The organism is Planktothrix pseudagardhii (assembly GCF_904830925.1).
GTDB lineage: Bacteria > Cyanobacteriota > Cyanobacteriia > Cyanobacteriales > Microcoleaceae > Planktothrix > Planktothrix tepida.
This window is the reverse complement of sequence record NZ_LR882967.1, coordinates 3628401-3652773: the sequence shown is the minus strand read 5'-3', so window position 1 is coordinate 3652773 and position 24373 is coordinate 3628401. Positions and strand designations below refer to the sequence as shown.

The 24373-nt window shown below is 37.3% G+C and carries 21 protein-coding genes; 5 read left to right on the top strand and 16 right to left on the bottom strand.

Going from position 1 to position 24373, the window contains the following annotated elements; genetic code table 11:
* Positions 1-69 precede the first annotated feature (69 nt).
* The 6 genes from NMK36_RS15445 to NMK36_RS15420 form a co-directional block, all read right to left on the bottom strand.
* On the bottom strand, positions 70-1641 hold the full coding sequence (locus NMK36_RS15445; RefSeq protein WP_072719350.1) for a MotA/TolQ/ExbB proton channel family protein: 1572 nt from the start codon (positions 1639-1641) through the stop codon (positions 70-72).
* Positions 1642-1703: 62 nt separating this feature from the next.
* A complete protein-coding gene (locus tag NMK36_RS15440; protein WP_139295052.1) occupies positions 1704-4931 on the bottom strand; it encodes a tubulin-like doman-containing protein in 3228 nt (1075 codons plus the stop codon).
* Positions 4932-4952: 21 nt separating this feature from the next.
* Positions 4953-6101 carry a VWA domain-containing protein gene (locus NMK36_RS15435; RefSeq protein ID WP_254174108.1) on the bottom strand — a complete coding sequence of 383 codons (1149 nt, stop codon included), beginning with the start codon at positions 6099-6101 and terminating at the stop codon, positions 4953-4955.
* Between the two features lie 252 nt (positions 6102-6353).
* Positions 6354-7046, bottom strand: coding sequence for a hypothetical protein (locus NMK36_RS15430; protein ID WP_072719353.1), 693 nt, complete (start codon positions 7044-7046; stop codon positions 6354-6356).
* Between the two features lie 121 nt (positions 7047-7167).
* Positions 7168-7806, bottom strand: coding sequence for an SLATT domain-containing protein (locus NMK36_RS15425; protein WP_072719354.1), 639 nt, complete (start codon positions 7804-7806; stop codon positions 7168-7170).
* A 122-nt stretch (positions 7807-7928) separates the two neighbouring features.
* A complete protein-coding gene (locus NMK36_RS15420) occupies positions 7929-9332 on the bottom strand; it encodes a sensor histidine kinase (RefSeq protein ID WP_254174107.1) in 1404 nt (467 codons plus the stop codon).
* A 143-nt stretch (positions 9333-9475) separates the two neighbouring features.
* On the opposite strand from NMK36_RS15420, the gene NMK36_RS15415 reads away from it, so the two are divergent.
* Positions 9476-9799: a DUF3155 domain-containing protein gene (locus NMK36_RS15415; RefSeq protein ID WP_072719356.1), complete on the top strand. Its 324-nt coding sequence runs from the start codon at positions 9476-9478 to the stop codon at positions 9797-9799.
* A 279-nt stretch (positions 9800-10078) separates the two neighbouring features.
* Here NMK36_RS15415 and NMK36_RS15410 read toward each other — a convergent pair whose 3' ends face one another.
* From NMK36_RS15410 to NMK36_RS15390, 5 genes are all read right to left on the bottom strand, one after another.
* The gene (locus NMK36_RS15410; RefSeq protein WP_072719357.1) at positions 10079-10612 is read right to left on the bottom strand and encodes a cofactor assembly of complex C subunit B; all 534 of its coding nucleotides are present in this window, start codon (positions 10610-10612) and stop codon (positions 10079-10081) included.
* A 46-nt stretch (positions 10613-10658) separates the two neighbouring features.
* A complete protein-coding gene (locus tag NMK36_RS15405) occupies positions 10659-11012 on the bottom strand; it encodes a PadR family transcriptional regulator (protein WP_072719358.1) in 354 nt (117 codons plus the stop codon).
* Between the two features lie 187 nt (positions 11013-11199).
* The gene (locus NMK36_RS15400) at positions 11200-12306 is read right to left on the bottom strand and encodes a leucine-rich repeat domain-containing protein (protein WP_083580021.1); all 1107 of its coding nucleotides are present in this window, start codon (positions 12304-12306) and stop codon (positions 11200-11202) included.
* 67 nt (positions 12307-12373) lie between these two features.
* A complete protein-coding gene (locus tag NMK36_RS15395; RefSeq protein ID WP_072719359.1) occupies positions 12374-13051 on the bottom strand; it encodes an ATP-dependent Zn protease in 678 nt (225 codons plus the stop codon).
* On the bottom strand, positions 13051-13914 hold the full coding sequence (locus NMK36_RS15390) for a M15 family metallopeptidase (RefSeq protein ID WP_254174106.1): 864 nt from the start codon (positions 13912-13914) through the stop codon (positions 13051-13053). The genes NMK36_RS15395 and NMK36_RS15390 overlap by 1 nt, the downstream gene beginning before the upstream one ends.
* A 102-nt stretch (positions 13915-14016) precedes the next feature.
* Here NMK36_RS15390 and NMK36_RS15385 point away from each other — a divergent pair, with 102 nt between their 5' ends.
* The 3 genes from NMK36_RS15385 (at position 14017) to NMK36_RS15375 (ending at position 17336) form a co-directional block, all read left to right on the top strand.
* Complete coding sequence (locus NMK36_RS15385) at positions 14017-14958, top strand: AEC family transporter (RefSeq protein ID WP_072719466.1); 942 nt, start codon at positions 14017-14019, stop codon at positions 14956-14958.
* Positions 14959-15282: 324 nt separating this feature from the next.
* Positions 15283-16392 (top strand): DegT/DnrJ/EryC1/StrS family aminotransferase, encoded by a 1110-nt coding sequence (locus NMK36_RS15380; RefSeq protein ID WP_254174105.1) that lies wholly within the window; start codon positions 15283-15285, stop codon positions 16390-16392.
* The gene (locus NMK36_RS15375; RefSeq protein WP_072719361.1) at positions 16389-17336 is read left to right on the top strand and encodes an NUDIX hydrolase; all 948 of its coding nucleotides are present in this window, start codon (positions 16389-16391) and stop codon (positions 17334-17336) included. The genes NMK36_RS15380 and NMK36_RS15375 overlap by 4 nt, the downstream gene beginning before the upstream one ends.
* A gap of 238 nt (positions 17337-17574) precedes the next feature.
* Here the strand turns inward: NMK36_RS15375 and NMK36_RS15370 are convergent, their stop codons facing one another.
* The 5 genes from NMK36_RS15370 to NMK36_RS15350 form a co-directional block, all read right to left on the bottom strand.
* On the bottom strand, positions 17575-18495 hold the full coding sequence (locus NMK36_RS15370; RefSeq protein WP_254172698.1) for a transposase: 921 nt from the start codon (positions 18493-18495) through the stop codon (positions 17575-17577).
* Between the two features lie 67 nt (positions 18496-18562).
* Entirely contained in the window at positions 18563-18745 is a 183-nt protein-coding gene (locus tag NMK36_RS15365; protein WP_254174104.1) for a hypothetical protein, read from the bottom strand.
* Positions 18746-19061: 316 nt separating this feature from the next.
* Complete coding sequence (locus tag NMK36_RS15360) at positions 19062-20174, bottom strand: IS630 family transposase (RefSeq protein ID WP_254172743.1); 1113 nt, start codon at positions 20172-20174, stop codon at positions 19062-19064.
* Positions 20175-20432: 258 nt separating this feature from the next.
* A complete protein-coding gene (locus tag NMK36_RS15355) occupies positions 20433-21182 on the bottom strand; it encodes a class I SAM-dependent methyltransferase (RefSeq protein WP_072719363.1) in 750 nt (249 codons plus the stop codon).
* Positions 21183-21215: 33 nt separating this feature from the next.
* Positions 21216-23039 (bottom strand): ABC transporter ATP-binding protein, encoded by a 1824-nt coding sequence (locus NMK36_RS15350; protein ID WP_254174103.1) that lies wholly within the window; start codon positions 23037-23039, stop codon positions 21216-21218.
* A gap of 105 nt (positions 23040-23144) precedes the next feature.
* On the opposite strand from NMK36_RS15350, the gene NMK36_RS15345 reads away from it, so the two are divergent.
* A complete protein-coding gene (locus tag NMK36_RS15345; protein WP_139295053.1) occupies positions 23145-24368 on the top strand; it encodes an acyltransferase family protein in 1224 nt (407 codons plus the stop codon).
* Positions 24369-24373 lie beyond the last annotated feature (5 nt).

Below are 24373 nucleotides of genomic sequence, written 5' to 3'. Positions count from 1 at the left end.
TAATATGAAAACCTGAACTCAGGATCAATCTCCTGATCTAGCCGAGAATCTCCAGCATCAGTCCTAAATTTATTTACTTTCCCAAAATTTTGGTTTATTTTTCTTAATTCCCGGATTACCGCTTTGTTCTTTTAAGAGTTTAAGTACCTGAGATAAATCAGATTTCATCTCAATAATATACTTAATATTAGGTTTAATTGCTGCTTCTAATTTATCCGCTAAGACTTGTGAATAGGACTGACTACTATTTGTTTGTTCTTTAATGAGCTTATTCATCATTTTACTTAAAGATTCTAGTTCAAAATTCACTGTATTTGTATAACTATTAAGGGTTTTAACTAAGGTTTCTAATTGTTTATGAATACCTTCTAAATGATCGGATTTATCAATAAGTTTGTTTTGGATATTCTCTAACGTTTGAGAACTTAACTCCAAGCTTTTTCCTCCTTGTTGCAGTTGAGGAATAATTTCAACTAGGGATTGTTGATTAATTTGATTTAACTCTAAAACTTGTAAGGAACTTTGATTAAGTTCACTTAATTTTGTTTCCGTTTTTAATAACTGCTCTGTAAAGATCTGAAGTTGATTTAATATTGTTTCCAAAGATTTAACCGTTTGAAATAAACCGAATGCTGAGTCAGAAAAATTCTTTTGATTCTCTCCAAAATCAGTAGCGATTATTGATAATTGTTTAGGAAATTCACTTTGTTCAAAACCTTGAGCAACTTGTTCTAATTTATCAGCCGTTGTGTTACTCACTTGTACCGCATTTGTAAAACTTTCTGTGGCGGTTTGAAACTCTCTAGCTCCCCTTTCTAACGTTCCTGTAGCATTGGATAATTGACTATAGACTTTTAGAGCTAATTCACTCGCTTCTACATTCGCTTTTGTAATTTGATGAATATTATCTCTCATGGCAGATTCCACCGCATCTCTAACAGTAATACCAAATCGATCTAAAAAATCTTTAAATTCACTCGACATTCCTTTAACAACTTTATCCAACCGAGTTTGACCATTTAAGGATGAATAATAAATATTATCGAGGTAATGTTCTAAAGAAACCGTTAAACGATATTTCGCTAGACTCGTATTCCATAAAAAGTTTAAAACAGTTAATAATGCACTACACAATAACCCAGCTAAACTGGTAATAAAAGCGATCGCCATTCCTTCTAGGGGTTGTTTTAATTCCTCTACTAACTGACTAACATCCGTTGCTTGACTTTGACTAATAGTTTGACTCAAAGAACCCAAATTGACCGTAATTCCAATAAAGGTTCCAATTAATCCAAAAGCCAGGAGTAAATTCGGAATAATTCGACACCAATATTCAATTTGTTCGCAGGATTTCCCTAAAACCTTTTCTTGGCTGTAGGCTTGATCAATCAAAGCCGCCGTGTTCACTTGTTCTAAATTTTGGCTGGATTCTGCAAAACTCTGTTCTAAAACTTGTACAATCGCAGGCGGGAGTTCAAGCTCCCGTTTATTGATAATCTGATAAATTTTATTCGCTTGAGTGGTTAAATGTTGATAAAGATTCCAGCGATAATAGAGGGTAATGATCGAGGGAATAAACACAAATATCCCGATCAAAATGATTAACAAAGGCGGTAAAGGAGGAAAAGAAGGAAACAACATAAAATATCCTCAAGATTGAACATGAGCTTAGATTCAAATCAATGTAACTAAATTAAAATGAGTTAACAACCATATTTCCGTAGAATTTCTTCTTTCTCAAATTCATATCCTTTTTGAGTAATGAACCCCTGATCTAATTTTTGTTTTAGCTGCCTTAATTTTGCCTCTAAACTGTCATCACTTTGGTTAAAATCTCTGGAATTTTCTCCACGCTTTACTAAAGCGGCAGAATCGTCATTAACCGATGTTGGTAAACTTCCAGTCTTAGTTAGACTTTCCTGAATTTTTCGACGAAAACGATTAATAACTCCTTCATGTCCTAAATTATTAATTGTACCCGGAGTCCCCACAACCGTTGATTTATAAAGATAATTAGGATTAGATTCAGGTAAATTATCCACATAATCCACAAATTGCTGTAATCTGGGTAAATATTGACTTTTCCAGAGATCAGGATTTTGACGAATCTGATTAATTTCCTCCTCTAATAACTCGTTTAACGTTTTCGTCATTTCTCGGTGATTCGCTAGTTCTTCTAACGCTTGATTCCAAATTGGGTTCAGTTCTGCTGTATAATAATAGTCTCGTAAATTATCGTAATATTGAAACTCTAAGCCTTGATTTTTAGGATTTTTAACAATTAACTGAAATGCTAAACAAGGATAGAAAACATCTTCCAATTCTTCCATGAGTCTAGCATCTGGGGGGATAATATCAGTAAAGGGGATCTGATAATCAGAATGACAAGTTGAGCCATCTTTATTTTGTTCTCGGATATAATGATTTCTGATTTCTTCTAAACCATTAATCAACCGTAAAGGAAACCCACCATATTCCCGAACAATTAAAATTTGATCTTCAGCTTGAGTCGGTTTTAAAGCCGTTGGGTCGATTCCCAAATCACGAGTCAGAGTCATTTTAAACTGATTTACTTCTACCTCATCGGTATCTTTAAATCCAATAAATTCTTTTCGTTTATCCGAAAGATTAGAAAAATAAGGATCACTCACATTTAAACGTAATAAAGGTTCTGCCTGCTCAATAATTTGTCCTAAACGGGTAGGACGAATTGACCCAGAATATTTTTGAATAAAACGCTTAATCACAGATTTAACAATTTGGTTACTCCGAGAACCAAATTCACCATCTATTTTTTGATCAATTTCTGTTTTCAGTTGCTCTCCAGTGGTACGATTAATTAAATAGCAGATCGATTCTCCTACCCCAGATGCCTCTGTAATATCTTTACTCACTAACACCAATGCAGAGCGAAACTCTAAATCAGGTAATAAGGTTTGATAACATTCTTCAATATCTTCTTGAGCAAAAATAGCTTCTCCACTCATTTCATTAAAATTAGAATTTATCAGATCATTTTGTTCTTTCTCATAATTCGTTTTTAAATTTTCGATCATCCGGCTAAAGGTGGCAACTTCAGTCGAACAATCTCTAACATACTTTTGCAAATCATTGACGATTTTTAATGTTTCTTGAGTTACTGCTAATTTGAAATTATGCTGAATTAACTGCATAATACTTTGAACAACGTTTCTCGCTAATCTCTGAATATCGGCATTTTTACGATTCAGTATGGGGAGTTCAATTCTTTGCTCTATCTCATCCATGTTCTGTTCTAAATCTCGCAATTTTTTCTCTAAGTCTTCATTTTTTTTCATTCCTTCCCCTTGACTAATTTCTTCCTCTAACTGACGTTGATAGGTGTTTAATTCTGTTTGCATCGCCTCTAACCAATCACGAACACTTTTAGTCGAAAATTTGGGATTGCTAGGGGTCATTAATTCCTCAATAAATTCATTAATATGATTTTTCAATTGTTGAGCGATGAGCGGTTGTACCTGCATTAACCGAGTTAACCAAATTCCTCTTGTTGTTTCCGTTTCTCCCGGCAGAACTTTTCTGAACTGTTCTCGTAATTCTCGTAATAAGTTGTTTTTTAAACTGAGCCGATCTTCACTATTTCTACACTCATTAATTTTTTGAATTAATTTCTCTCTGAATTTAGTTAAGGTCGTAGAAAAGTTTTTGCTCCCTTCTTGAACGCCTCCAGCAAGTCGTTCTTTAAACCCATCCCGTTGGATTAAATCGCTATACCAATTATATTTAATCAAAAATTGTTCAATAATTAATTGAGGATCGGGACTTTGACCTTCTCCATTTAACCAAAAATTAACCAATTTTAAACTAATTCGATTTAAGGCAATTTTTACGATAATTTCACGAGGAAAATAAATCGCAGCCAAGCCAAAGGTTAAATATCCTTGAGTATTAGGACGGGGATGATTATCCGATTGAATTAAATGGTTTAGTAAATTATCCCGCATTCCTTTAGCAACAGGGGCTAATTCTCCGATAAAATCTAACGCGATTTTATGGGCAATTACATTACATAATTTTTGTTGTTCTAAGATTGTATATTCACCGTTCGTTTCATTAGAAATTAAATAAGTATAATCAAATGGGGCGCGAGGTTCCTGAACAATTACCAAATTTTGCATATCATAACAAGCTTCAAATCGAGTCCCCGCACTGCTATAATAATTGAGTTCTTTTAAGGCTGCATAAGTATTAGCATTCATATAGGACGCATTGCTGTATAACTGTGGACTTACCACTAAATATCCGAGTAATTGCGTGCCTTTATCTCCATAGGATTTCCTTAAACTATAAGCAACATCTAAAAACATTCCGCTTCCTGTACCGCCACAGAGGGAACCAATCACAAAAATATTTAATCCGGGTTCAAGTTTTAATCTGGCTTTCAGTAAGGTTGCTTCATGACCCATTGTCCGTTTTGCTGCGGTTTCAATGACAGTTTTGATCTTTTGATAATTATGAAAAAACGCTAATCTTCCCACAGGTCGAATTCCTTTTGCTCCTTCTTCAACGGCTCTAATATTACGAAGTAATTGAGGCGGAAACCAGCGAGAAATATGATCAAACGGCCCAGAACGATTGGATTTAGAACGCTGTTCTACACCTCGCACAAAATTGGTTACTTCTGCGGAAGTTAAAATGGCATTTACTTTTTCAGAATCTCGAAAACTTAAATCAACACCCCGATAGGTATTACCTGTTTTTAAACTGGCGGACTGAGTGGCAGTTTTATCTGTGTCAATATGAACAAAACTAACAATTGGTAGTTCTGTTAAATCTCCATATTTTTCTACAATTAACCGCCGAATTCGCATTAAAACATCTCGTCCTGTTCCTCCTAATCCGATACAAATTGTGCGTTGAACTCCTTGCAGTTGATAATCATTAGCTTGCATGATAAATCCCTTTTGGTTAGTTTATTTTTGAATTTTAATGGTTAATCTGTAGTTTTTGGGAGGTTTAGGATTAGGGCAATTAAAATTTATCCTACTTCTGGTTATTTGGATTTTTTGATCGACAATTTTGTCTTGATATTCAATCCGGCTATTGTTCGTCGGTTCTAAATAAAGTTTTTCTCCTTTTCTGACTAAATAAGCCCGAACTTCTGCTCCAGGTAAATCAATGGTATCCTGACAACCAGATTCATATTCACCAATGGCAATTCTTTGATGATTACCGAGAGAGCAGGTTTGATCTGCTACCTGATCATCATCATCAAAATTAACCATCAGTTTCCATTTTTTATTCAAACGATAAATTTTAATTCCCATCCCGACACTAGCAAGAATTAAAATTCCTAAAATTAATCCGGGTAGCCATAACTGTTTCCATAAATAAGGAGAAACTAAACAAGTTTCTTTCTGTCCGGGGGTAGGAGTACAGAACTCTTGAACATTCGGAGGAATATCAACAATTGTTAGGTTATATTGTCGCTGTTCTTGAGTTTTAATCGGAAGCGATCGCTGATTTAAAGGTAATTGATTTAACCACTCTTGGCGCTGTTGTGTTTCTGGAGAAGTTGCTATTCGGAAAGGACTGTCTGCTGGGGTTTCCGTCCATTCTTCAGAGGTAGCAGGGGATTTTGTAAATAACGGTGCATCGGTAATCCAAACAATCGATTGCGGTTTAATCGGTTGATTCTGGGTTAAACGACATTGATTGAGATCTGCTAAACCCTGATAAATCGTTAACTCAGCTTGTTGAATATCGGTATTTTGTAATCTCAGGTCAGGCTGAAAGGGAATTAATTGTAAAATCTTTTCTACATCGGCTTTCCCTTTAAACTGAATTGCAGTTTCTAAAGTTAAAGGGTTGATCTCAGGTGTTGAAGGGTTAGTTTTTGTAGCAAAAGGCACAACATAAACGGTGTCTCCTGATTTTAAGCTATCTTCAACAATTTGACGTAAACGCAAATGACCTTCATCATTCAAACCGACGCTTTCCGTTAGGTCAATCGCCAGTACCACATCCCGTCCGCCATGTAGACGAGTGACTGATTCCAAACCAATTTTCTGGTAAGGTGTCAACGGTTGACCTGGTGCGACTGGGGTACAAATCTCACTCAAGATAGTTTACTTAGAAACTTATACAGTTCCTTATCATATCGTAAAACCAGGTTATCCAGAAGGGGTTGGGGTGAAACTTTTTTTACCCGTTTATTGGACAAGGGTTGACAATAAGTCGCCAGAATAGTGATTAATATAAGCTATTCAGTCTCTAATGGTGATGGGGAAATTGCCAATTCCTTGTAGTTGGAGCGTCCCCGCTCCCTAGAATATACACTTTAAATGTAATAGCAGCTTAGATTGATTTTTTTCCTATTCCTTGTTTCTGATTGTCTGTTGCTTGCGATTAGGGGAAATCTGTTGTTCCTGAAGTTGTTTTAATTGTTGATGAACGTCTGAAGCAATTTCAAAGGCTTGATACAGGAGTCTTCCTTGTTCTGTTGTGGGTTTTTCTGTTTGTAAGACCGTTAAGGCGGTGAAATTTGGATCAAAAAGTTCGGAATATTGCTGAATAAATTTTTGATGTTTTTTCAAGGTTCGTTCTATTTTTAATCCTTTAATTAATTCTGTTCTAATTAAGTTTAAAGCTGCAATAATAGCTTCTCGATTGTTTAATTTTCCAGGGGGATGGGCTATTGCATCGAGTTGATCATAAATTTTTAAGGCTTTAACAATGGCGTTATAACGCTCCACTTGATGACACAGTTTAACGAATTGGGGACGGGTTAAGGTATTCCACAGTTTTACACTATCCTCAAGAATTAATAGTCCCCCAATGGTTAAATAAATTATGATTAAAATTAAAGAGAGTTCTGGAAAAATTAAACTCCAAATCCAATAACTCATTAATAATAATAAAAAGATAAAAAAGGTTTTTAAACCTTCCCCTAATAATTTTTTAACGGTAGCTGGTCGGTAGAGTAACTTCTGATTAATACCACTCCAATGTTTGATTTCCCCTGGTGTAATTTCTAATCCTTCTAAATCAGATTGTGTGTTACCCATTGAAGATCTCCATCCCGTAGAAGTAGCTTTGGGTTGGTTTTAGGTGCTGATTCAAAACTGAACTCAAACCTGCCTCTACAGAAATTAAAAGGTGTTTAAGGGGATAAAATTTATTCTCCTTTCAAGAGGGCGCATCGGCAATATATTTGTCATACCCTCCAGCTTTCTTGATCTCATCAGGAATCAGTTTTTGGATGTCATTTTCGGTGCGGAGGGCTTTTTGATACGCCCATTCAGGACAAGCCGGAAGGGATTTTTTACTTTCACTATACACAGAATTTATCTGAACTAAATCATTCAGTTCTTCCTCGATGGGTCGGGGTTCTAAACGACATTTGAGTAAAAATGAATCATATTGATCGGCCATTTGTTCATAAACCCTGGAGGCGACTAAATGGGTATTCGCTTTACCATTGGGATCTAAAAAGGTTAATAACGGTGCAAGAATAGCGACTAAAACGGGAATAATCACCGCCACTAATTGATAATTTCCGCCTAAACTGGAGATGGCTTGCACACCAGCAACAGCCGCTAAAACGGTGCTGGGAATGCCAATATAAAGATGAGTTCTTGTCCAGCGAATGGAAACATAAATATGAGCTTGGCTTAAAACCCGACAGACGGTTTTGCGATCAAAAGCACGATAAATGATATCTTCCTGGGCAACATAAGAAAGTGGTTTACCTGAATTTTCTTCTAAAGGAACAGAGGAACTCACTGGGTTATTAATCAGATTATCAGGGTTACTGGATGCACTCATAGGCTTTAAACCGGGTACAATAAAGGTGTAAAAAATGAATCTTCAGACCAGTTTGTTGGGACTCCTAAGCTTAATATTGGCTTGGGGATGGAGACAACATCAGTTGAGAAAAAATAATTCTATCAACTTCTGTTCAATTCTTGATCAGGAGTAACACCCTTTAACCAAACGATAAATGTAGTTCCTCTAGGAATATTCCCCCGAGAAAGCATCTCCTTGGAGACCCAAACCGAATTAACAGGAGAGAACACTTCAATCTTTCCCTGCATTTGTTCGACTAAGGTTTTTGCGATCGCTAACCCTAACCCTGTCCCCGGAATTTCAGAACGTCCTTGGACACCTCGATAGTGACGTTCAAATAAATGAGTTAAATCTTCGGGTGGAATACCGGGGCCAGTATCACTAATGCCAATTCCTACTTGCAGGGGTTGAGATTTCCGTTTTTGAGTCAGTTGCACTCGAATACAAAGTTTTCCGCCTGGTGGGGTATATTTTAAGGCATTATCGAGGAGGTTACTCAAGACTTCTCGCAAGGCTTTATGATTCCCTTGGATCACGGGTAATTTAGGGGGAAGGTCAACAAAACATTGAAGCTGTCGTTCTTCGGCGATCGCTTGGGTTGATAAAATTAACGGTTGTAAGACCTCAGACAATTCTAGGAATTCGAGTTGATCCCAAGCGGGTAACAAGGTTAACATTGAGGACGCAGACGTGGCTTCTTCCCTAGGCGGCATGGAAATTAAGACAGAATCAACGGTTAGGGGTAAGCTTACAGCAGGTTCTGTGCGGTCTAAAGTTTGATCAGCTTGTTGTAACAACTCTTGAATGCGATCGCTTTCTCGTAAAATACTATTGGCAATTGGATAGTTTTTATCTTCCGGTAGTAACCGCTTTAATAATAATTTTCCAAAGGTACGCACCGCCGTGAGGGGACTTTTGAGTTGATGAAAGATATTATGAAGGGCATCGGCTTGTTGCGCCTGTAGGTGTTGTTGTCGGCTTAATTGTTGTTGGAACCATTGGGAGCGTTGATCTAAAATACAACCCAGGGCTAAGGTATGGGCAATTCCTTGCAATTGGCCATATTCCTCTGGGTTCCAGGAACGATCATTGCGTCCCGTTACTAAAAAGCCTAAGACCACCTCTTCTTGAATTAAAGGTAACACCGTTTGACTGCGTTGTTGCCAACTTTCCTCTTCTTCTAGGGGTTGCTCTCCCTGTGCTTCGGCTTCTATAAAATCATTGATATCCACCGCAGGTAACAAAATCCAGGTTTTGGTAATTTCTTCTGTTGTTAACAAACGAGGTAGAGTTGGAGTTAACAGGGTCGGAAAGCGCATCAAACCCGGAATATCCAAATCTTCCAGGGAGGTTTCAGGATAAGTGGCGATCGGAATTAATTTCTGATGTTCCTCATCCACCCAAGCCTCAGCCAAATACACCACACTCAAGGACGCACCTAAACTCGCCGTCAATGACAATTGCGTGCGACAGAGTTGGACAAATTCAGAACTAGCTGTAAGCATAGGAGGAGGAGCCGGGGGATCAGTGTACTGATTTTGTATCAATCTATTAAAACATCTTGAAATTTTGAACTAAAACAGATATACTTCTTTCGGATTTTGTAGCTATATTTACAACCCGCCTGCTTAAAAAGGAGGTCAACAAGTTGGCTAGAAGACGTAAGCGTAAAAGCCGTCGTAGACAAGAAGGACGAAGAATTTTAGAATGTGTGCCTCAATATAGCATTTCCAGTGGCGAAGATAAACCCGTAACAGCGGCTCGCAAGTTTATCCATGCCGAGGGAATTATTCCCCCTGCTGTGCTTCTTGTCAAACGCAATGAGCATACAACAGATCGGTATTTCTGGGCTGAAAAGGGTCTGTTTGGCGCTCAGTATGTTGAAGAAAATCATTTTTTATTCCCCAGTTTAAAGCAGCTTGTGGAAAAAGCAACACCCCTATCTTCTGCTTCCGCCATCAAAAGCGTTTGAAGTCTAGATCCTGTGTTGAATATTCTTAATGCTTAAAGTAAAGGGTTTTCTAAATGCGGAACTTTTCTGGCGTCCTGAAACCGAGTGATAGCTATCATCAACATGAGCTTCTTCCTTAACTCAGATTAAGCCAGCACGACAGAAAAACCGGATAGGTCTGGTGGTGAACCGTCAATGGAGGCAATCTATCTCTGGGGGTTTAGTCGGTTAAAAGGTTGTTGAATTTCTTTTAACCCAACTAGCCCAGGAGTCCCTGCTTCTAGCAAGGATCAGATGAAATTATTCGCAAGGTTTGAGGTGCAGTGCTTGTTTGAGCGTTGCCAGTTCGTCTCGGTGAGCGGTTACAGTAATTAAACTTTGAGTTTGGTTTCCCTGACCGAGAACAGCATCCAGCTTAAGAGAGACTTTTTCTGGCCGCTTGGCACCTTTCCAATAAAACCACCCCGCCAGGGGCGAAAGCAACACCAGTCCCCAAAACAGTTCGCCAAGGTTGGGAATAGCCATCGATAGAACTAATCCTAAACATAACAGCCCAACGGCCGTTAATAGGGTTAAGAAGATGGCTAGAAACCAACTGGGACGAACTAACCCCTCAAAGGTGATTTGATTGTCTTCCCGATTTAATTTCGTCACACGATAAGCTCGTGCTGCGAAATACTGTTGAATTTGCGTAAGCAAAGAGTCTGCTTCTTGTTCAGCCATTAGCTTTTCCTGCTGTGTTCGATCTTTGGTCGAAGCCCGCACAAAGAAGAATAAGCCAATCGCCAGTAACAAGGTCAACACAAACGTGGAAGGAATTACGGGAATCATCATAGATTAAATTAGTCTAGTTTTAAACGGTCACTCGTCGATGTGTAGTTTACACAAATTTATCTCGACGAGTTGTATATTCATGCCAAAGTCTGGCTAACTCTTGCGCCTGGGTTTTGTATTCAGGTATGATTTGGTACATCCTACGAGGGCGACCTCTACCTTCTACCTTCTGCCAGTATCCCGTAATCGTTCCTTGTTTTTCTAGGAACTTCAAGGCACTATAGAGAACCGTATCCGATAATCGATAAGCAGAATACTCTTGTTCTAGTCGTTCAATCAGTTCGGTTCCATAGGAGTCCCCTCGCAGAAAGACAGATAAGATGTAGCAAACCGCCAGTTCTTTATTGAGATAGATAGGCGGGGGTTCTTGGAAAAATTGATAGATCTCTTCAAAGGTCATAAGATTCTCCCGCTTACTCTGAAGCATGATTGATTCACCTAAATTTTAGATAAGGATGAAAATTTTTGACTTCTAGCCTGACTCTATTTATATAATTTATCGCGCCGTGATTCGGGATTTAGTCAATGTGGTCACTATTTTTAGGGATATTGGAGAAAATCAATCACGGTTATTCCCTATAGGTTAACTAAAAACGACAGGTTAAGGTGGTTTTAACGGGACAGGCTCGTTCTGTCAAGGGATTCCCTCTAAGGTCTAATCCGGTTAGGTTGGTCAAGCTTTGCAATGGACGACTATCGGAAACTTTAGTATTATACAAATCTAACGTGATTAATTGAGTTAACGATTGCAAGGGTGCAAGATTTGAAACCGAGGTATTAAACAAGCTGAGGATTTTGAGGTTGGTCAATGCTTGTAAGGGGGTTAAATCGGAAATGGGATTATTTCCAATGTAAAGTTCGGTTAGATTGGTCAGGGTTGCTAAAGGACGCAGATCGGAAATTTGATTATCAAATAAAGTTAATTGGTTGAGATCGGTTAAAGAAGCCAGGGGCGTTAAATCTGCAATTTGATTGTTAAAAAGTAGCAGTTGTTTTAGATGAGTTAAAGAGCTAAGGGGAGTTAAATCAGCAATTTGATTATCATAAAGGGCTAAATAGCTGAGTTTCGTTAAGGGGTGTAGCGGTGTAATATCAGAAATTTGGTTTCCCTGTAAGGATAATTTTTTTAAGGTTACTAAAGATTGCAACGGCGTAATATCTTGAATTTGATTATCAAATAATACTAAACTTTTTAATCGGGTCAAATTTTTAAGCGAGGTTAAATCCGTAATTTTATTCGTATCTAAAATTAAGGTTTCTAGCGCTATTAAGGAAGAAAGAGGGGTCAAATCATGAATTTGATTGACATCTAGTGCTAAGACTTTTAAATTTTTGAGATTAGCCAATGGCGTTAAATCAGAGATTTGATTTCCACTTAAATACAAAAATTGTAGTTGAGAAAAAGAACTTAAGAGGCTTAAATCTTTGATTTGATACCCACTCAAATTTAATTGAATCAGTTGAGATAGAATTTTATTTGCTATTTTACAGTCTTTGGTTTGAGAAATTTCTAATAATAAATCTAGTGTTTTTTGTGTTTCTAAGTTTAAATTATTTTGATTTAAACAAATCGTTTCAAAATTATTTAAAGGTTGTACAGCATTCTCTGAAGCTAAAGCAGGATTTAGGGGTAATAAAAATATTAAAAAATTGAGTGCTATTTTATAGGGATTTATGTTAATAAATTTTATCATGATTTTAATAAAATTTTTGTTTTCAAAAAAACACAATAAAATCAACACTTTATCTTAGAGTTAAACCTTAATCCTCAACCTTAATAATTTGATAACACTCTTCAACAGAAGCCCGATTTTTCATGGCTTCTACCAAGCGATAATAGGTCGTTTCGTGATTTTGAATTAAGGTTTTAGCTTGTAAAATAGCCCAACGTTCTTTAACTTTGGCTTCACTCATCGGACGGTTTAACTGAGTCCAAATTGCGGTAATTTTTTCTCGGTCTTCCTGTCCTCCCTCCGCCTTTTGAAATACTAACGTTTCTGCGGCGATTCCCGCCATCCAAACCGTACAATAACGATCTAAAACCCGTGATGAAAGTTGACCTTGCTGCAATTGTTCCCATAACCGTTGATCAGCAAACTGCACCCCGCCTTGAGCCTTTAATCCCTGTTTGAAAGCTTCCCAACCATTTAACGCATATCCCTGAATGGGAATTTCCATCAAATAGGCGACTAAAAAATGTCCGGCTTCATGGTGTAAAATTCGTTCCCGAGTGGAAGCCGAAGTTCCCGCTAACCAATCTACTAATAAATTAGCACCTTGACCTTGAAATTGAAAAACATCTAATGTCGCAACCCCTAATAAAAAACAAGTTACACTCGCCGGAATAAAAGGCGAAATATTGAAAACCGGACTCAATAACGCCGATAGGGTTATGCAGAAAACACTAATTGCAATCAAGTTTAAACTGGTCGTTCTCATCAGCTTTTCTTCAGCTTTCTGGCTTTATAAAACGTTTCCAAACTCTGGCGATCTCCGACAAACCGCCAATGCCAAGGTTCATAACTCACCCCTTGGGGATTATCTTTAGGAAAGGATAACTCAAAACTATAAAAAGCGGCATTATCTTTTAACCATTGAAAAGCTTGAGTTTGTTCAAAACTGACATTTAAGTTCGTTGAGGGCATATTTCCATCGCCAATATCAATGGCATAACCCGTATGATGTTCACTATATCCCGGAGGCGCGCTTACCTCTGCGCGTTTGGTTGCGACTTGTCCCCGTTGCGCTTTGACTTCAAAAAAGATTCCTTCCTGTTCTTTAACCGTGCGAAAACTGGAAATCGGAACTAAACTCACCCCACTGGCTAAAGCCGCTTGCTCCATTTGCTGATAAGCTTGGGCGGCTGCTTTGCGTAACCGATGACTCCCATCGGGGGTAATACTTTCTAACTCTGCGGCGGGAGCTTCTTCGTAGGGGAGATGGCCCAATAAATTGTCCGGTAAGCTTGGGGAGGCTGTTGGGGACGCGGCGGCGCTTGGAGTTGCTGAAGCACTGGGAGTAGGTGAAGGGGAAGAAGCCGTAGAACTCTTGGGTTCTGGGGTGGGTTCTAACAGAGGAATATAAGCTTTAGGAGAGAGAATTCCAAATTGATAATTAATGGCTAAAGCCGTACAGAATGCAACGACGGCTAACCCCAACATTTTCCAGAAGAGTCCGGGTCTGGGGGACGGTCGGGAGGAAGCCACGGTCACAACGGGGAGATCTCGTATCGCCTCTGGAATCTCTTCTGTTGATCCATCCACGACAGTTTCGGCTTGTTTAGGCAGACTAGAATTCTTCAACGGCTTCACTCCTGCACATCCATTAAAGGCTGAATTTTATAATACTTCATGTTGACGGCTAACCGTCAACCGTTCATGCTCAACAGTCAACACCTAATCTTTATGTCTCATTCTGTAACTCAACTTCTAACACTTTATGAATGGCTAATAGGTGGCGTTTTAATCGGATGGATTTTAGGTCGGAAATTACCCGCTATTGTTCCCTATTATTTAGGAAAAATTTTATATTGGGCAATTGTTCCGATCGCAATTATGGCATTTTTAAGAAAAGCGGATTTATCCGGTTCGATTTGGATTGCTCCCTTAGTGGCTTGGGCTGCTATTTTCCTCGGTGCTGGATTAGCTTGGATGGGGTTACATTGGCAAAGCCGTATTCCTAAATTCAATATTTTACCCCAATCTTTACCTGCTCAAGGCAGTTTTTTATTAGCTTCAATGGTGGGGAATACGGGATATATTGGTTTTCCGGTTAGTTTAGCCTTAGTCGGCCCCCAATATTTCGGTTGGGCGGTGTTTTATGATGGACTAGGAACGGTCATTGGCGCCTATGGATTAGGCGTGGCTTTAGCGGCAAGATTTGGAATGGGAAAACAAGACCCTTGGCAATTAGTTGCAGTATCATTAACGAACCCGGCTTTAATTAGTATGGTGATCGGTTTAATGGTACGAAATATTCCGGTAGCTGATCCGATTGAACAGGGATTAAAGGGAATTGCTTGGGGTAGTGTTGCGTTAACATTAGTCTTGATGGGAATGCGTTTAAGTCAGCTTCATTCTTGGCGCTATTTTCAAACTGCCTCTGTAAGTTTAGGAATTAAAATGTTAATTGTACCTTTGGCATTAGGCTATGGATTAATGCTATTGGGATTAACCGGATCTCCTTTATTAGTTTTAGTGCTTCAAATGGCAACTCCTCCCGCTTTTGCAACCTTAGTTTTAGCTGAAGCCTTTAATTTAGATCGGGAATTAGCGGTTACAAATTTAGCGATGGGTTCTACACTCTTATTATTAACCTTACCTCTGTGGTTATTTTTATTTGGTTAATAAAATTTAGAATGGGGGTTTCTTACTGGGCTTTGGTCTGTCCCCAATACTCGATATAAGAAGTAAAATTTAATCTAAAGTTCTGGAAGCACTAAGCTGAAAAAGCCTATGGAGTGAGAGGATAACGTCACTGGATCATCTGAAGTACGGGAGAACCTCTTTTGTAGTATTTTACTTTTACCTATTTCCTATCGAAATTGGGTTAAAGTAAAGTAATTTAAACTTTAACGAGAGTTTAACTTTTGTGGTATAAAGGCTAAGTAAGGTTAAAATCCCGTGCGTTCCTAACTAGGAATACCCATTTTCATATTTTGAATTGAGATCATGTCGAAACCCAAAATTATTCAAATTGAACCCTGGATTGATGAAAGTGAACTGGTGCAACTTAAACGAGTGATTGAATCGACTTATCTGACCGAGCATAAAATTACCCAAGAATTTGAAGAAGGGATTAAAAGTTTAACGGGAGCAAAATATGCGATCGCTACATCCAATGGAACCACCGCGTTATATTGTGGATTAAAAGCATTAGGAATTGGTTTTGGGGACGAAGTTTTGGTTCCTGATTTAACCTTTGTTGCGTCTTCTAATGCCATTATTATGACCGGAGCAACACCGATATTTTGTGATATTGAGAAAGATAACTTGGGTATAGATGTTAGAGAAGCTGAAGCGTTAATAACTGAACGAACAAAAGCCATTATGCCTGTTCATTTATATGGACAAAGTGCAGACATGGAAAAAATTATTGAGTTTGCTACTCGTCACCATTTAAAAGTTATTGAAGATGCCGCTCAATCGATTGGGGTACAGTTTAAAGGGGAGCATATTGGGCTTCGGGGAGATGTGAGTGCCATTTCTTTTTATGGGAATAAAACCATTACCTGTGGTGAAGGCGGCATTATTTTAACCAATAGTGATATTATTGCTCAATCCTGTCGTCGTCTTAAAAATCACGGTCGAGATCATCGGGGAACCTTTGTACATGAACATATTGGGTTTAACTTTTCGATTACGGAAATGCAATCTGCAATTGGAGTTGCTCAGTTACAAAAATTACCTGCCATTATTCAACGCAAACAAGAGATTTATGATCGCTATGTAGCCGGACTAAAAGATATTCCTGAACTGCAAATTATGCCGATTGATTCGCGTTGCGAACCTGTTCATTGGTTTACCTCCTGTTATACCAATCAACGGGCTGAATTAGCCGATTATTTAGCGGAAAATGGCATTCAAACGCGGCGATTTTTCTGTCCATTACATTTACAACCTTGTTATCAAAATCAAGAATGGATGAATCCTGAGCGAAATTATCCTATTAGTGCCCAAGCTTATGAACGGGGCATTTCTTTACCTTCATCTTATGGATTGAAACCAGAAGAACAAAATTATGTGATTGAAAAGATCCGTGAATTTTATTCGGGATCATGAAGGATTATCTTCAATCTTTAGAGGCGGTTATTAATCAATTAACTGGGATTTCTCAAGGGGAAAAACTCGCTCAAGCCTTGATCAAGGATGACAGTTTGATTGATTGGGTAACACCGCAACAAGTCGAAAATATTACTCAAATTCAGGTAACAGCAGGTTATGGCCCGCAAAATTTAGAGGGAGAACTGATTGATACGGATTTTGACACCTATTTAAAAACGGTAATTCAGCCTCAAATTAGCAACGGGATCATCACTGATGGTACTAATCCTAACGACTATGATGATCGTAAAATTCGCTGGTCAGGAGGTGAGATTGCGGGTTATTGGAAACGAGAAGAAGAACGGCTAATCTTAGAGGTGGGGCCAACGACTTATCCCCGTTATCATCAAGATTGTTCTCGGTCTAAACTAGAAGCGTTAAAATTAATGTTGAAGGGGTTACAAATTTATCAAGATCCCTTTGTTTATTTTGCTAGGGCTTTAGCGGTTACTGTGATTCCCATTACCGCCCAAGGTACGGTTTATATTGGGGAACGTGTTGGCAATATTGATCGTCCTGGGTTCCTTAATTTTGTAGCAGGTTTGGCGACATTTAACGAACAAATTGAGCAGATTAATTTTTATCAAGATGCTCAACGAGAATTAAAAGAAGAAGCCAGGATTGATTTGCCATTAGATAAAAGTAATACTCGTTTAATTGGGATGGCGGGAAATCCATTTACCAGCGAAACCGATTTAGTTTTTGCTGTGAATACGGGGATAGATGAAAATCATTTTAAATCTCAGGGTTGGGAAGAACATTTAAGCTTTGTTCGTTTAAGTAATAAAACTGAGGCGGAAAATTTACTCTATGAGGGAATTTTACCCGGACAAAACGATAAAAAAGAAATAATTTATGCGTCTCGTTTCGCTTTGAAATATCTGATTGATGATCATTTTTAACTTTTCTCAGCCCCTTGACCCGTTTTAGCAATATAAATTCCCAGGAGAATCAGGATAAAAGCTAGACAGTTAACGATTCCTAATTAGACATCTCCGAAAATCTCCAAATGCCCTCTATCGCTACTTTTGGAATCTCTAGCACTCCTGTGCCGGCTTCTCCAAAAGTAACGGATTCATAGGCTTTTTCAGTCACATTAATAATAACTAATGAATTTTATCTCTGATATGCAATCATTTCTCAAAAGAATTCTGGGCAATTCTTAGATGGTAATACAATCGCTCCTATTCGCCATCTTATTAATCCACATACTGTCAAGATTATTGCTTCATAATTTTGCCTCTTTAACCGAAATCTTTCTGAAGCAACTCGATAAATTTTTATCAGTCTTATTAAATGTTCGACTACAATCCTTTGTTTAGCTTTTAATCGATTTTCTTCTTGCTTTTCAGCCGATATCTCTTGATTCCTCGGTTTCTTATGTGGTGTATTAATTGCTGTTTCTCCTACATAAGCTTTATCCCCTCTGTATTTTTGATTATTCCCCAATTCCTGGCTTCTTTCTCTCCACAATTTCAGATCACTTGTTGCTCCGGTATAACCCACAGCTACATCCACTATTTCTTTTCCATTTGGCATGACAATGACTTGATTTTTAAAGGTATGTGTCTTTTTCTTTCCTGAGTAATATTTTTTCTGCTCTTCATTGTCTGTTGGTCTTTCCCTGGGCTGTTCATAGCTATCTACTACTAACTCAAATTCCACCAGAATTTTTTCTACCCACTCCCAATCACTCTCGTTTTTTTTTACTTGCTCTAGCAAACTCGCTGGTAGTAATTCTCTCAAGATTTTTATCCAGTTATGGAAAATATCATTCGCTGTTGATTCACTGACTTCAAACTGTAACCCTAACATTTGAAATGTGGGCATTTGATGCAGATAAATTAGAGTCAGTAAGATTTGTTCCTCCACAGATAATTTCTGCCGACGACCCCCACCTGCTTTAATCAACCTGATTTTAGTTTTTTCTTTTTCCTGTCGTTTTTCTTCTTCTAATAACTCCGCAGCTTGAATGAGTTCTATCATCTGTTCATATTCCATCCCTAATAGCCTTTTTGCTTGCTGGGGATTCTTGTCCAGATAGTCTCTTAATTTACTCATCTCTAATCCGGGGTAAAATTTAATTTTATCATCTTTTTACCCCTCCTTTTTTCTATTTTGGAGATGTCTAATGTTCAGCAAAGATTATCCAAGCTAAAATCGCGGTAATCACAGGTTCTAAGAGCAAAAATACAGTCACAAATCCAAAAGATAGGCAAAATAAAGCAATAAATAATAAAATTAAATTCAGGGGTTTGGTTAGAACATTAGGCAGCTTTTGTTCTAGTAATATTATTTTGCTGGTGGTCATCAAAGTAGAGTTTGAGGAAAGGAGAAAATGGGCATAATCTGGGTTAATAACGTCTAGGACTGCTGAGATCACGATTCTGTCATGATTTATTAAGATTAACTCCGATCAGCAGAAAATAACCGAGTTTACGTTTTTTTCATTATATGCTAAAATTCTATTCTTAGCAATCCAACCATTAAACCATAGGGACTTAAAGATAAGACAATGACATCTATTGAATTTCTCTCACCCATCTTCTCCGTTGCTAACTTACCCCTTTTAAGCCAATTAGATGCTTTACCTTCTATCTCGTCTAACTGGCTAAGCTGTTGTGTATTTAAACTGTGATTATAGCATTACCTTTGTTTTTAAGTTTACGTCCCCATTTAATAGATAACTGTCCTTCATTTAAAAGCTGATGTAATAAACACTCTAGCTCATCAACTGATTTAAAGAGTCGATGAGCTATATATTCTTTAGCTGAATGCCAGACTAATTCAATTAAATTATAATCTGGACTATATGCTGGAAGAAATTCTAAATAGACATTCGGCATTTCTGCTTTAATTTTTTCTAGGTACTCTTCTTTTTTGTGAAAACTTGCATTGTCAAGAATAATCAGGATCTTAGCTCCTTTTTCTACAAATTCTTCTGCTTGATTTCCCGCTAATACCCATTCATAAATTAGCTCTTGATAAAAACTTTTTAACACTTGATAAAAATTATCTGCATTTCCTTTATCCAGAAATTCTACAAATCTTTTTTTATCCGAGTACCTCAATCCTCCCATCACATTAACTCTTCCTTTCCTCCTGTCTCCTCTAATCTGTTTCCTCTTCCCTTTTTTACACCAATTCTTTCTTTTTATCACTCTTAAATTAAATCCACTTTCATCCCAAAACCATACCTGTAATTGTTCTGGACTTTCTTTTGCTATTTTCAAATATTCTTCTATTTTATCTTTAAATAATTTTCTTTTTTCTGGATCTCTTTTCTCTTCTAAGCTATACTTTGCCCACAAATAAACATACTTTTTTTCCTTTAATATCTTTCTCACTTGTGAACTACTTAATTTGATTCCTGTGATTTGTTCTAAATAAGTTGCCAATCTTTCTCCTGTCCATCTCCCAAATTCATATCCTAATTCTTCCGGTTCTTTTTCTACTGTTTCTAATAATATCTCTATATATTTGTCTGTGGCTTTTCTATAATTTCCTTTCATTCTTTCATCTTTTAGGCTTTCTAATTTGTCAGGGTCTCCATGTACACACCAATAACATACTTTGTTTAATGAGCAGCCCAAAAACTTGGCAATTTCACTTTGCTTTTTACCATCATTTAGCAATAATAAAATCAAGATTCTTTCTCGGATTTGTCCATTTTCTTCCTCTTTCAATCTTTTCTGTAGTTTCTCTACTTGCTTTTCATTTAAATGATTTTTAGCAGGCATCTTTTGATTGATTTTTCTAAACTTGGTTTTTCATTATACCCTATTTAGATGCTTAACAGCTTAATAAATTGTTGGTTGCTGTTCTCAACGCTATTTTATTAGCGAAGAAATGTAATGATAAGCTGGAAAGCGTTTATATTTCGATTTTTAAAGATATCATTATTGATATCAAATTAGGGCTGCCTCCTGCTATTTCCGTTCGGTTTCAATAGGGCTAATCCGTTAACTCTCCCTGAGATAACACTCACCATCTAGGTTTTAGGGAGAGTTAGTAATCCTGATCTTGTTTGTTGTCGCCAACAGTAAGATTGATACTCCAAAGGGAAGAGATACCCGATTAATTAAATGACGCTCAAACCCAAATAATAACGTTAATATTTTATTAATCAATAGGGGAGGTAAAGCTTGTTCATTCCCGCCTTTATTCAATAAATTTTGCAGCCGTCCGACTCCAGCAATTAAAGGAAATAAGATAAAATTAAAATAATTAACAGTATTAATTTTATATCCGGCAGAACTGACAATGAAACGTAAATTTTCTAACGTGTATCTGCGTTTATGATGAAGCAATTCATCTCGTTTAGTCCACAGCCAAGGAAAGGCTGGAACTGTAATTAATAAATAGCCAGAGGGTTTAAGTTTTGTCGATAAGGCTTGTAAAGAAGCTTGATCTTCTTGCAAATGTTCCAAAACATCTAACAACACGATGAGATCAAACTTTTGATCAGGAAAGGGAAGATGATTCGGTAAACAACCGGGTTCAATTTTTCCGATTTGAAGGGTACTGGCAAAAGTTCGGGCATCCTCATCTAATTCCATCCCATAAACTTGTCCATAACGACTGAGTAACGCTAAATTGCCGCCCGTCCCACACCCCGCTTCAAAAATTTCGGCATCTTTCGGTAAATTTAATCTTTTCAGCACTTGTTCAATAATAGAGCGACGGGCTACAAACCACCAATGTTTGTCTTCGACCTCCATCATTTCTTGATACATTTGAGATTCCATTTCTACATCCCCCATTGAGGTTAAAACTTGTACTTATTGTACTAATACTTGTTGCTCAACTTTGCTATTAGAATCTTCGGGTGTTTCTGGCAGAAAACCATTAGATTGTAAAGCATAGAGGACGCGATAATGGCTATTAGAATTAGCTAATAAAGTTTCTTGGCTTCCTTCCTCAATAATCTTACCCTGAGAAAAAACTAAAATACGGTCAACGGCTTGGATCGTAGAAAGTCTATGGGCAATAATAATTGTTGTGCGCCCCGCCATCAGATTATTAAGTGCTTTTTGAATCAGAATTTCGGAAACAGAATCTAAACTACTGGTGGCTTCATCCAGAATCAGAATAGGGGAATTGATCAAAATGGCGCGAGCGATCGCAATTCGTTGGCGCTCACCCCCGGAAAGTTTAGTTCCCCGCTCACCCACTTGGGTTTCATAACCCTCCGGTAGGCCCATAATAAAGTCATGAGCATAAGCTTGGCGGGCGGCTTGTTCAATTTCATCTTGTGTCGCATCCGGTTTACCATAACCAATATTTTCCGCAATCGAGCGATGGAATAGAATGGGCTCTTGGGGCACAACGGCGATCGCAGACCGTAAACTTTGCTTGGTTATATTTTGAATATTCTGACCATCAATGGTGATCTGACCATTTTCGATATCGTAGAGGCGCTGAAGTAATTTCATAAAGGTACTTTTGCCACTTCCTGAATGTCCCACCAAAGCCACTTTTTCACCCCCAGCAATGGTGACAGACAAATTTTCATAGATGGGTGTGGTTTGATTTTTATACCGAAATGTCACCTGATCAAACGCAATTGATCCGTCCTTAATTTCTAACGCAACGGCTTCTGGACTGTCTACAATTTGGGCATCGACTTCATCCAAATTGATCAATCCTTGAAGATCAATCATGGATTTTTGTAGCAAGCGAAGATCATTTCCAACGGTGGTCATTTGACCTTGCGCCATCTGAAAACTGGTGAGAATAGTAATCACATCCCCAGGGGTGCGAATGCCTTTAAACCATAACCAAATGGAAAGACCAATAATGACCACTTCCATCACCCAAAGTAAAAGATTTTGGGCTGAAAAAGCCGTTTCAATTCGCCACCACACTCGTTGACTTTTATCTCGCCAGGTTTCTGCTATTTCTTCAAATTTTTGGCTTTCATAATCTTCGGTAGCAAAAAACTTAACCACACTGTTACAGATAACAACATCCGATAAACTACCATTGAGATCCGTATCTATTTGATTAAATTCTTCAAAACCTTGAGCTAAATAATGAGTTGATAAATTATAAGTGACCAACAAGAATAATCCGAAACCTACAAATCCAGTTACTCCAATCCAAAAACCATTAATAAAAAAAATAACAATTAAAGAAACCATCATCAAGAGGCTGGGATAAACTGACATCGATAAGGTATTACTTAACTGGTCAAATCCCCAAATTCCTCGGTTAATATTTCTAATCACACTCCCAGAAAAATTATCAATATGCCATTCTGTACTGAAATGTTGGACTTTATCAAAAGATTCAGTGATAATTTTCTTCATCACTTGTGTCGCCGTATTACTTAGCACCGCAGCCGCACCAATTCGGCAAAGATAAGAAGTAAGTTTAGCTGCACCTAGATACGCACAAATAAAGACGGGTACTGTCCATGTCTCTATGGAATAACTAAAACTATTAACTAACTTCCCCGTCAAAACCGGAACTAACGCTTGTAAAATTGTCTGAACTGTCATCAAAAACAGCAACAATAAAATAGCATAGCGATATTCAGAACAGTAACGCCAAATAAACTTTAAAGTTAAGACAAAACTAGATTTTAAAGGTTGATTTTCCATTGGCTTTTCAAGATTGCTTACTGTTTTACAGTAACCTTAATATATCATATTATAGATGATAGCATCAAGATTAAACCAGACAAAATTCTCTCAGGATCAGTCAATATGGGAATATTAAGGTTGTATTTAGCGTTATGCGTTGTAGCTGCTCATGTATCATTGGATATTAATCCTAATGGTTTAGAAAATCAATCCCATCTTGTATTTCCGTGGGTTATGCTTGATGGTGCTGAAGCCGTAGAAATATTTTTTATGATTTCGGGTTTTTATATGGCAATGATTTTACCTAAATATTCTAATGTAGTCGAATTTTATTGGAGCAGATTTTTGCGGATTTTTATTCCCTATTGGTTAATTGGTAGCCTGATTATAACCGTTAGTTTAATATTCGGTATTGTGTGGGGAGAATGGTTAGAATTAGAGCCATTTGTCAATTTTTCCTTTTCAGACAATAGTATAGTTAATGTATTATTAATAAGTTTTGCAACTTTTTCTAATTTAATCATTTTATTTCAGAACTGGTTTATTGTTTTAAACTATGATTTACCTTCATCATTCGGTATTAGTCCTAATATTTTCGAGACTCAGTATCCTCTGGTTGAATATTTACTTGACCCTGTTGCCTGGTCAATGGCTATTGAATTAATATTTTATTTTTTAGCTCCACGCATCGTAAAATTCAGTAACAAAAAACTATTTCTATATTTGTTATTCTCTTTAACAATCCGTATTCTTTTCTATCAATACATGGGATTTAACAATTGGCTTCATCATTTTTTTCTGTTTGCATTTTCATTGTTTGCCCTAGGAATTTTTAGCTTTAGGTTGTATTCAAGCTGGTTAATTAAATTAAAAAATTTTCTACCTGAAAACTTACAAATTAGCAATCAATATTACATTCTATATTTTGGGTTCGTTTGGTTTATTCTTTGGCTGATAAACTTAGGGATCTTGCAAATCGGAAAACTGACTAATATGAATTATGCTTATTTGATTTCTCATTTAGGTTGGATGATAATCATTCCTCTATTATTTCATTTAACTCTTAACAATTCAATAGACAGATATATTGGAAATCTCTCCTATCCTATTTATTTGACCCATACAATATCAATTTATATTGGGCTAATAATAGTATCTCATTTTAAAATATCGATTCTTTGGTTAGGAACAATTAGTATATTACTGAGTCTTTTAGCTTCAGTTATTATCATTCATGTTTTAATTAATCCCTTAGAAAAGCACAGGTATACATTAGCGAATATCCTATCTCAGAAAAAGCAAAGCGTGAGCCTTTATTTATTGAGTCTTTTTACGGTTAAGTATTGAGTGGA

Bases quoted from the DNA above. Each gene is read 5' to 3' on its own strand.
- NMK36_RS15405 (WP_072719358.1), bottom strand. From the start codon at position 11,012: ATGACCTTTGAAGAGATCTATCAATTTTTCCAAGAACCCCCGCCTATC.
- NMK36_RS15375 (WP_072719361.1), top strand. From the start codon at position 16,389: ATGAAGGATTATCTTCAATCTTTAGAGGCGGTTATTAATCAATTAACT.
- NMK36_RS15345 (WP_139295053.1), top strand. From the start codon at position 23,145: ATGGGAATATTAAGGTTGTATTTAGCGTTATGCGTTGTAGCTGCTCAT.
- NMK36_RS15380 (WP_254174105.1), top strand. From the start codon at position 15,283: ATGTCGAAACCCAAAATTATTCAAATTGAACCCTGGATTGATGAAAGT.
- NMK36_RS15420 (WP_254174107.1), bottom strand. From the start codon at position 9,332: ATGCTTACAGCTAGTTCTGAATTTGTCCAACTCTGTCGCACGCAATTG.
- NMK36_RS15410 (WP_072719357.1), bottom strand. From the start codon at position 10,612: ATGATGATTCCCGTAATTCCTTCCACGTTTGTGTTGACCTTGTTACTG.
- NMK36_RS15430 (WP_072719353.1), bottom strand. From the start codon at position 7,046: ATGGGTAACACACAATCTGATTTAGAAGGATTAGAAATTACACCAGGG.
- NMK36_RS15370 (WP_254172698.1), bottom strand. From the start codon at position 18,495: ATGAGTAAATTAAGAGACTATCTGGACAAGAATCCCCAGCAAGCAAAA.
- NMK36_RS15355 (WP_072719363.1), bottom strand. From the start codon at position 21,182: ATGGAATCTCAAATGTATCAAGAAATGATGGAGGTCGAAGACAAACAT.
- NMK36_RS15445 (WP_072719350.1), bottom strand. From the start codon at position 1,641: ATGTTGTTTCCTTCTTTTCCTCCTTTACCGCCTTTGTTAATCATTTTG.
- NMK36_RS15385 (WP_072719466.1), top strand. From the start codon at position 14,017: ATGTCTCATTCTGTAACTCAACTTCTAACACTTTATGAATGGCTAATA.
- NMK36_RS15395 (WP_072719359.1), bottom strand. From the start codon at position 13,051: ATGAGAACGACCAGTTTAAACTTGATTGCAATTAGTGTTTTCTGCATA.
- NMK36_RS15440 (WP_139295052.1), bottom strand. From the start codon at position 4,931: ATGCAAGCTAATGATTATCAACTGCAAGGAGTTCAACGCACAATTTGT.
- NMK36_RS15365 (WP_254174104.1), bottom strand. From the start codon at position 18,745: ATGACCACCAGCAAAATAATATTACTAGAACAAAAGCTGCCTAATGTT.
- NMK36_RS15350 (WP_254174103.1), bottom strand. From the start codon at position 23,039: ATGGAAAATCAACCTTTAAAATCTAGTTTTGTCTTAACTTTAAAGTTT.
- NMK36_RS15400 (WP_083580021.1), bottom strand. From the start codon at position 12,306: ATGATAAAATTTATTAACATAAATCCCTATAAAATAGCACTCAATTTT.
- NMK36_RS15360 (WP_254172743.1), bottom strand. From the start codon at position 20,174: ATGCCTGCTAAAAATCATTTAAATGAAAAGCAAGTAGAGAAACTACAG.
- NMK36_RS15425 (WP_072719354.1), bottom strand. From the start codon at position 7,806: ATGAGTGCATCCAGTAACCCTGATAATCTGATTAATAACCCAGTGAGT.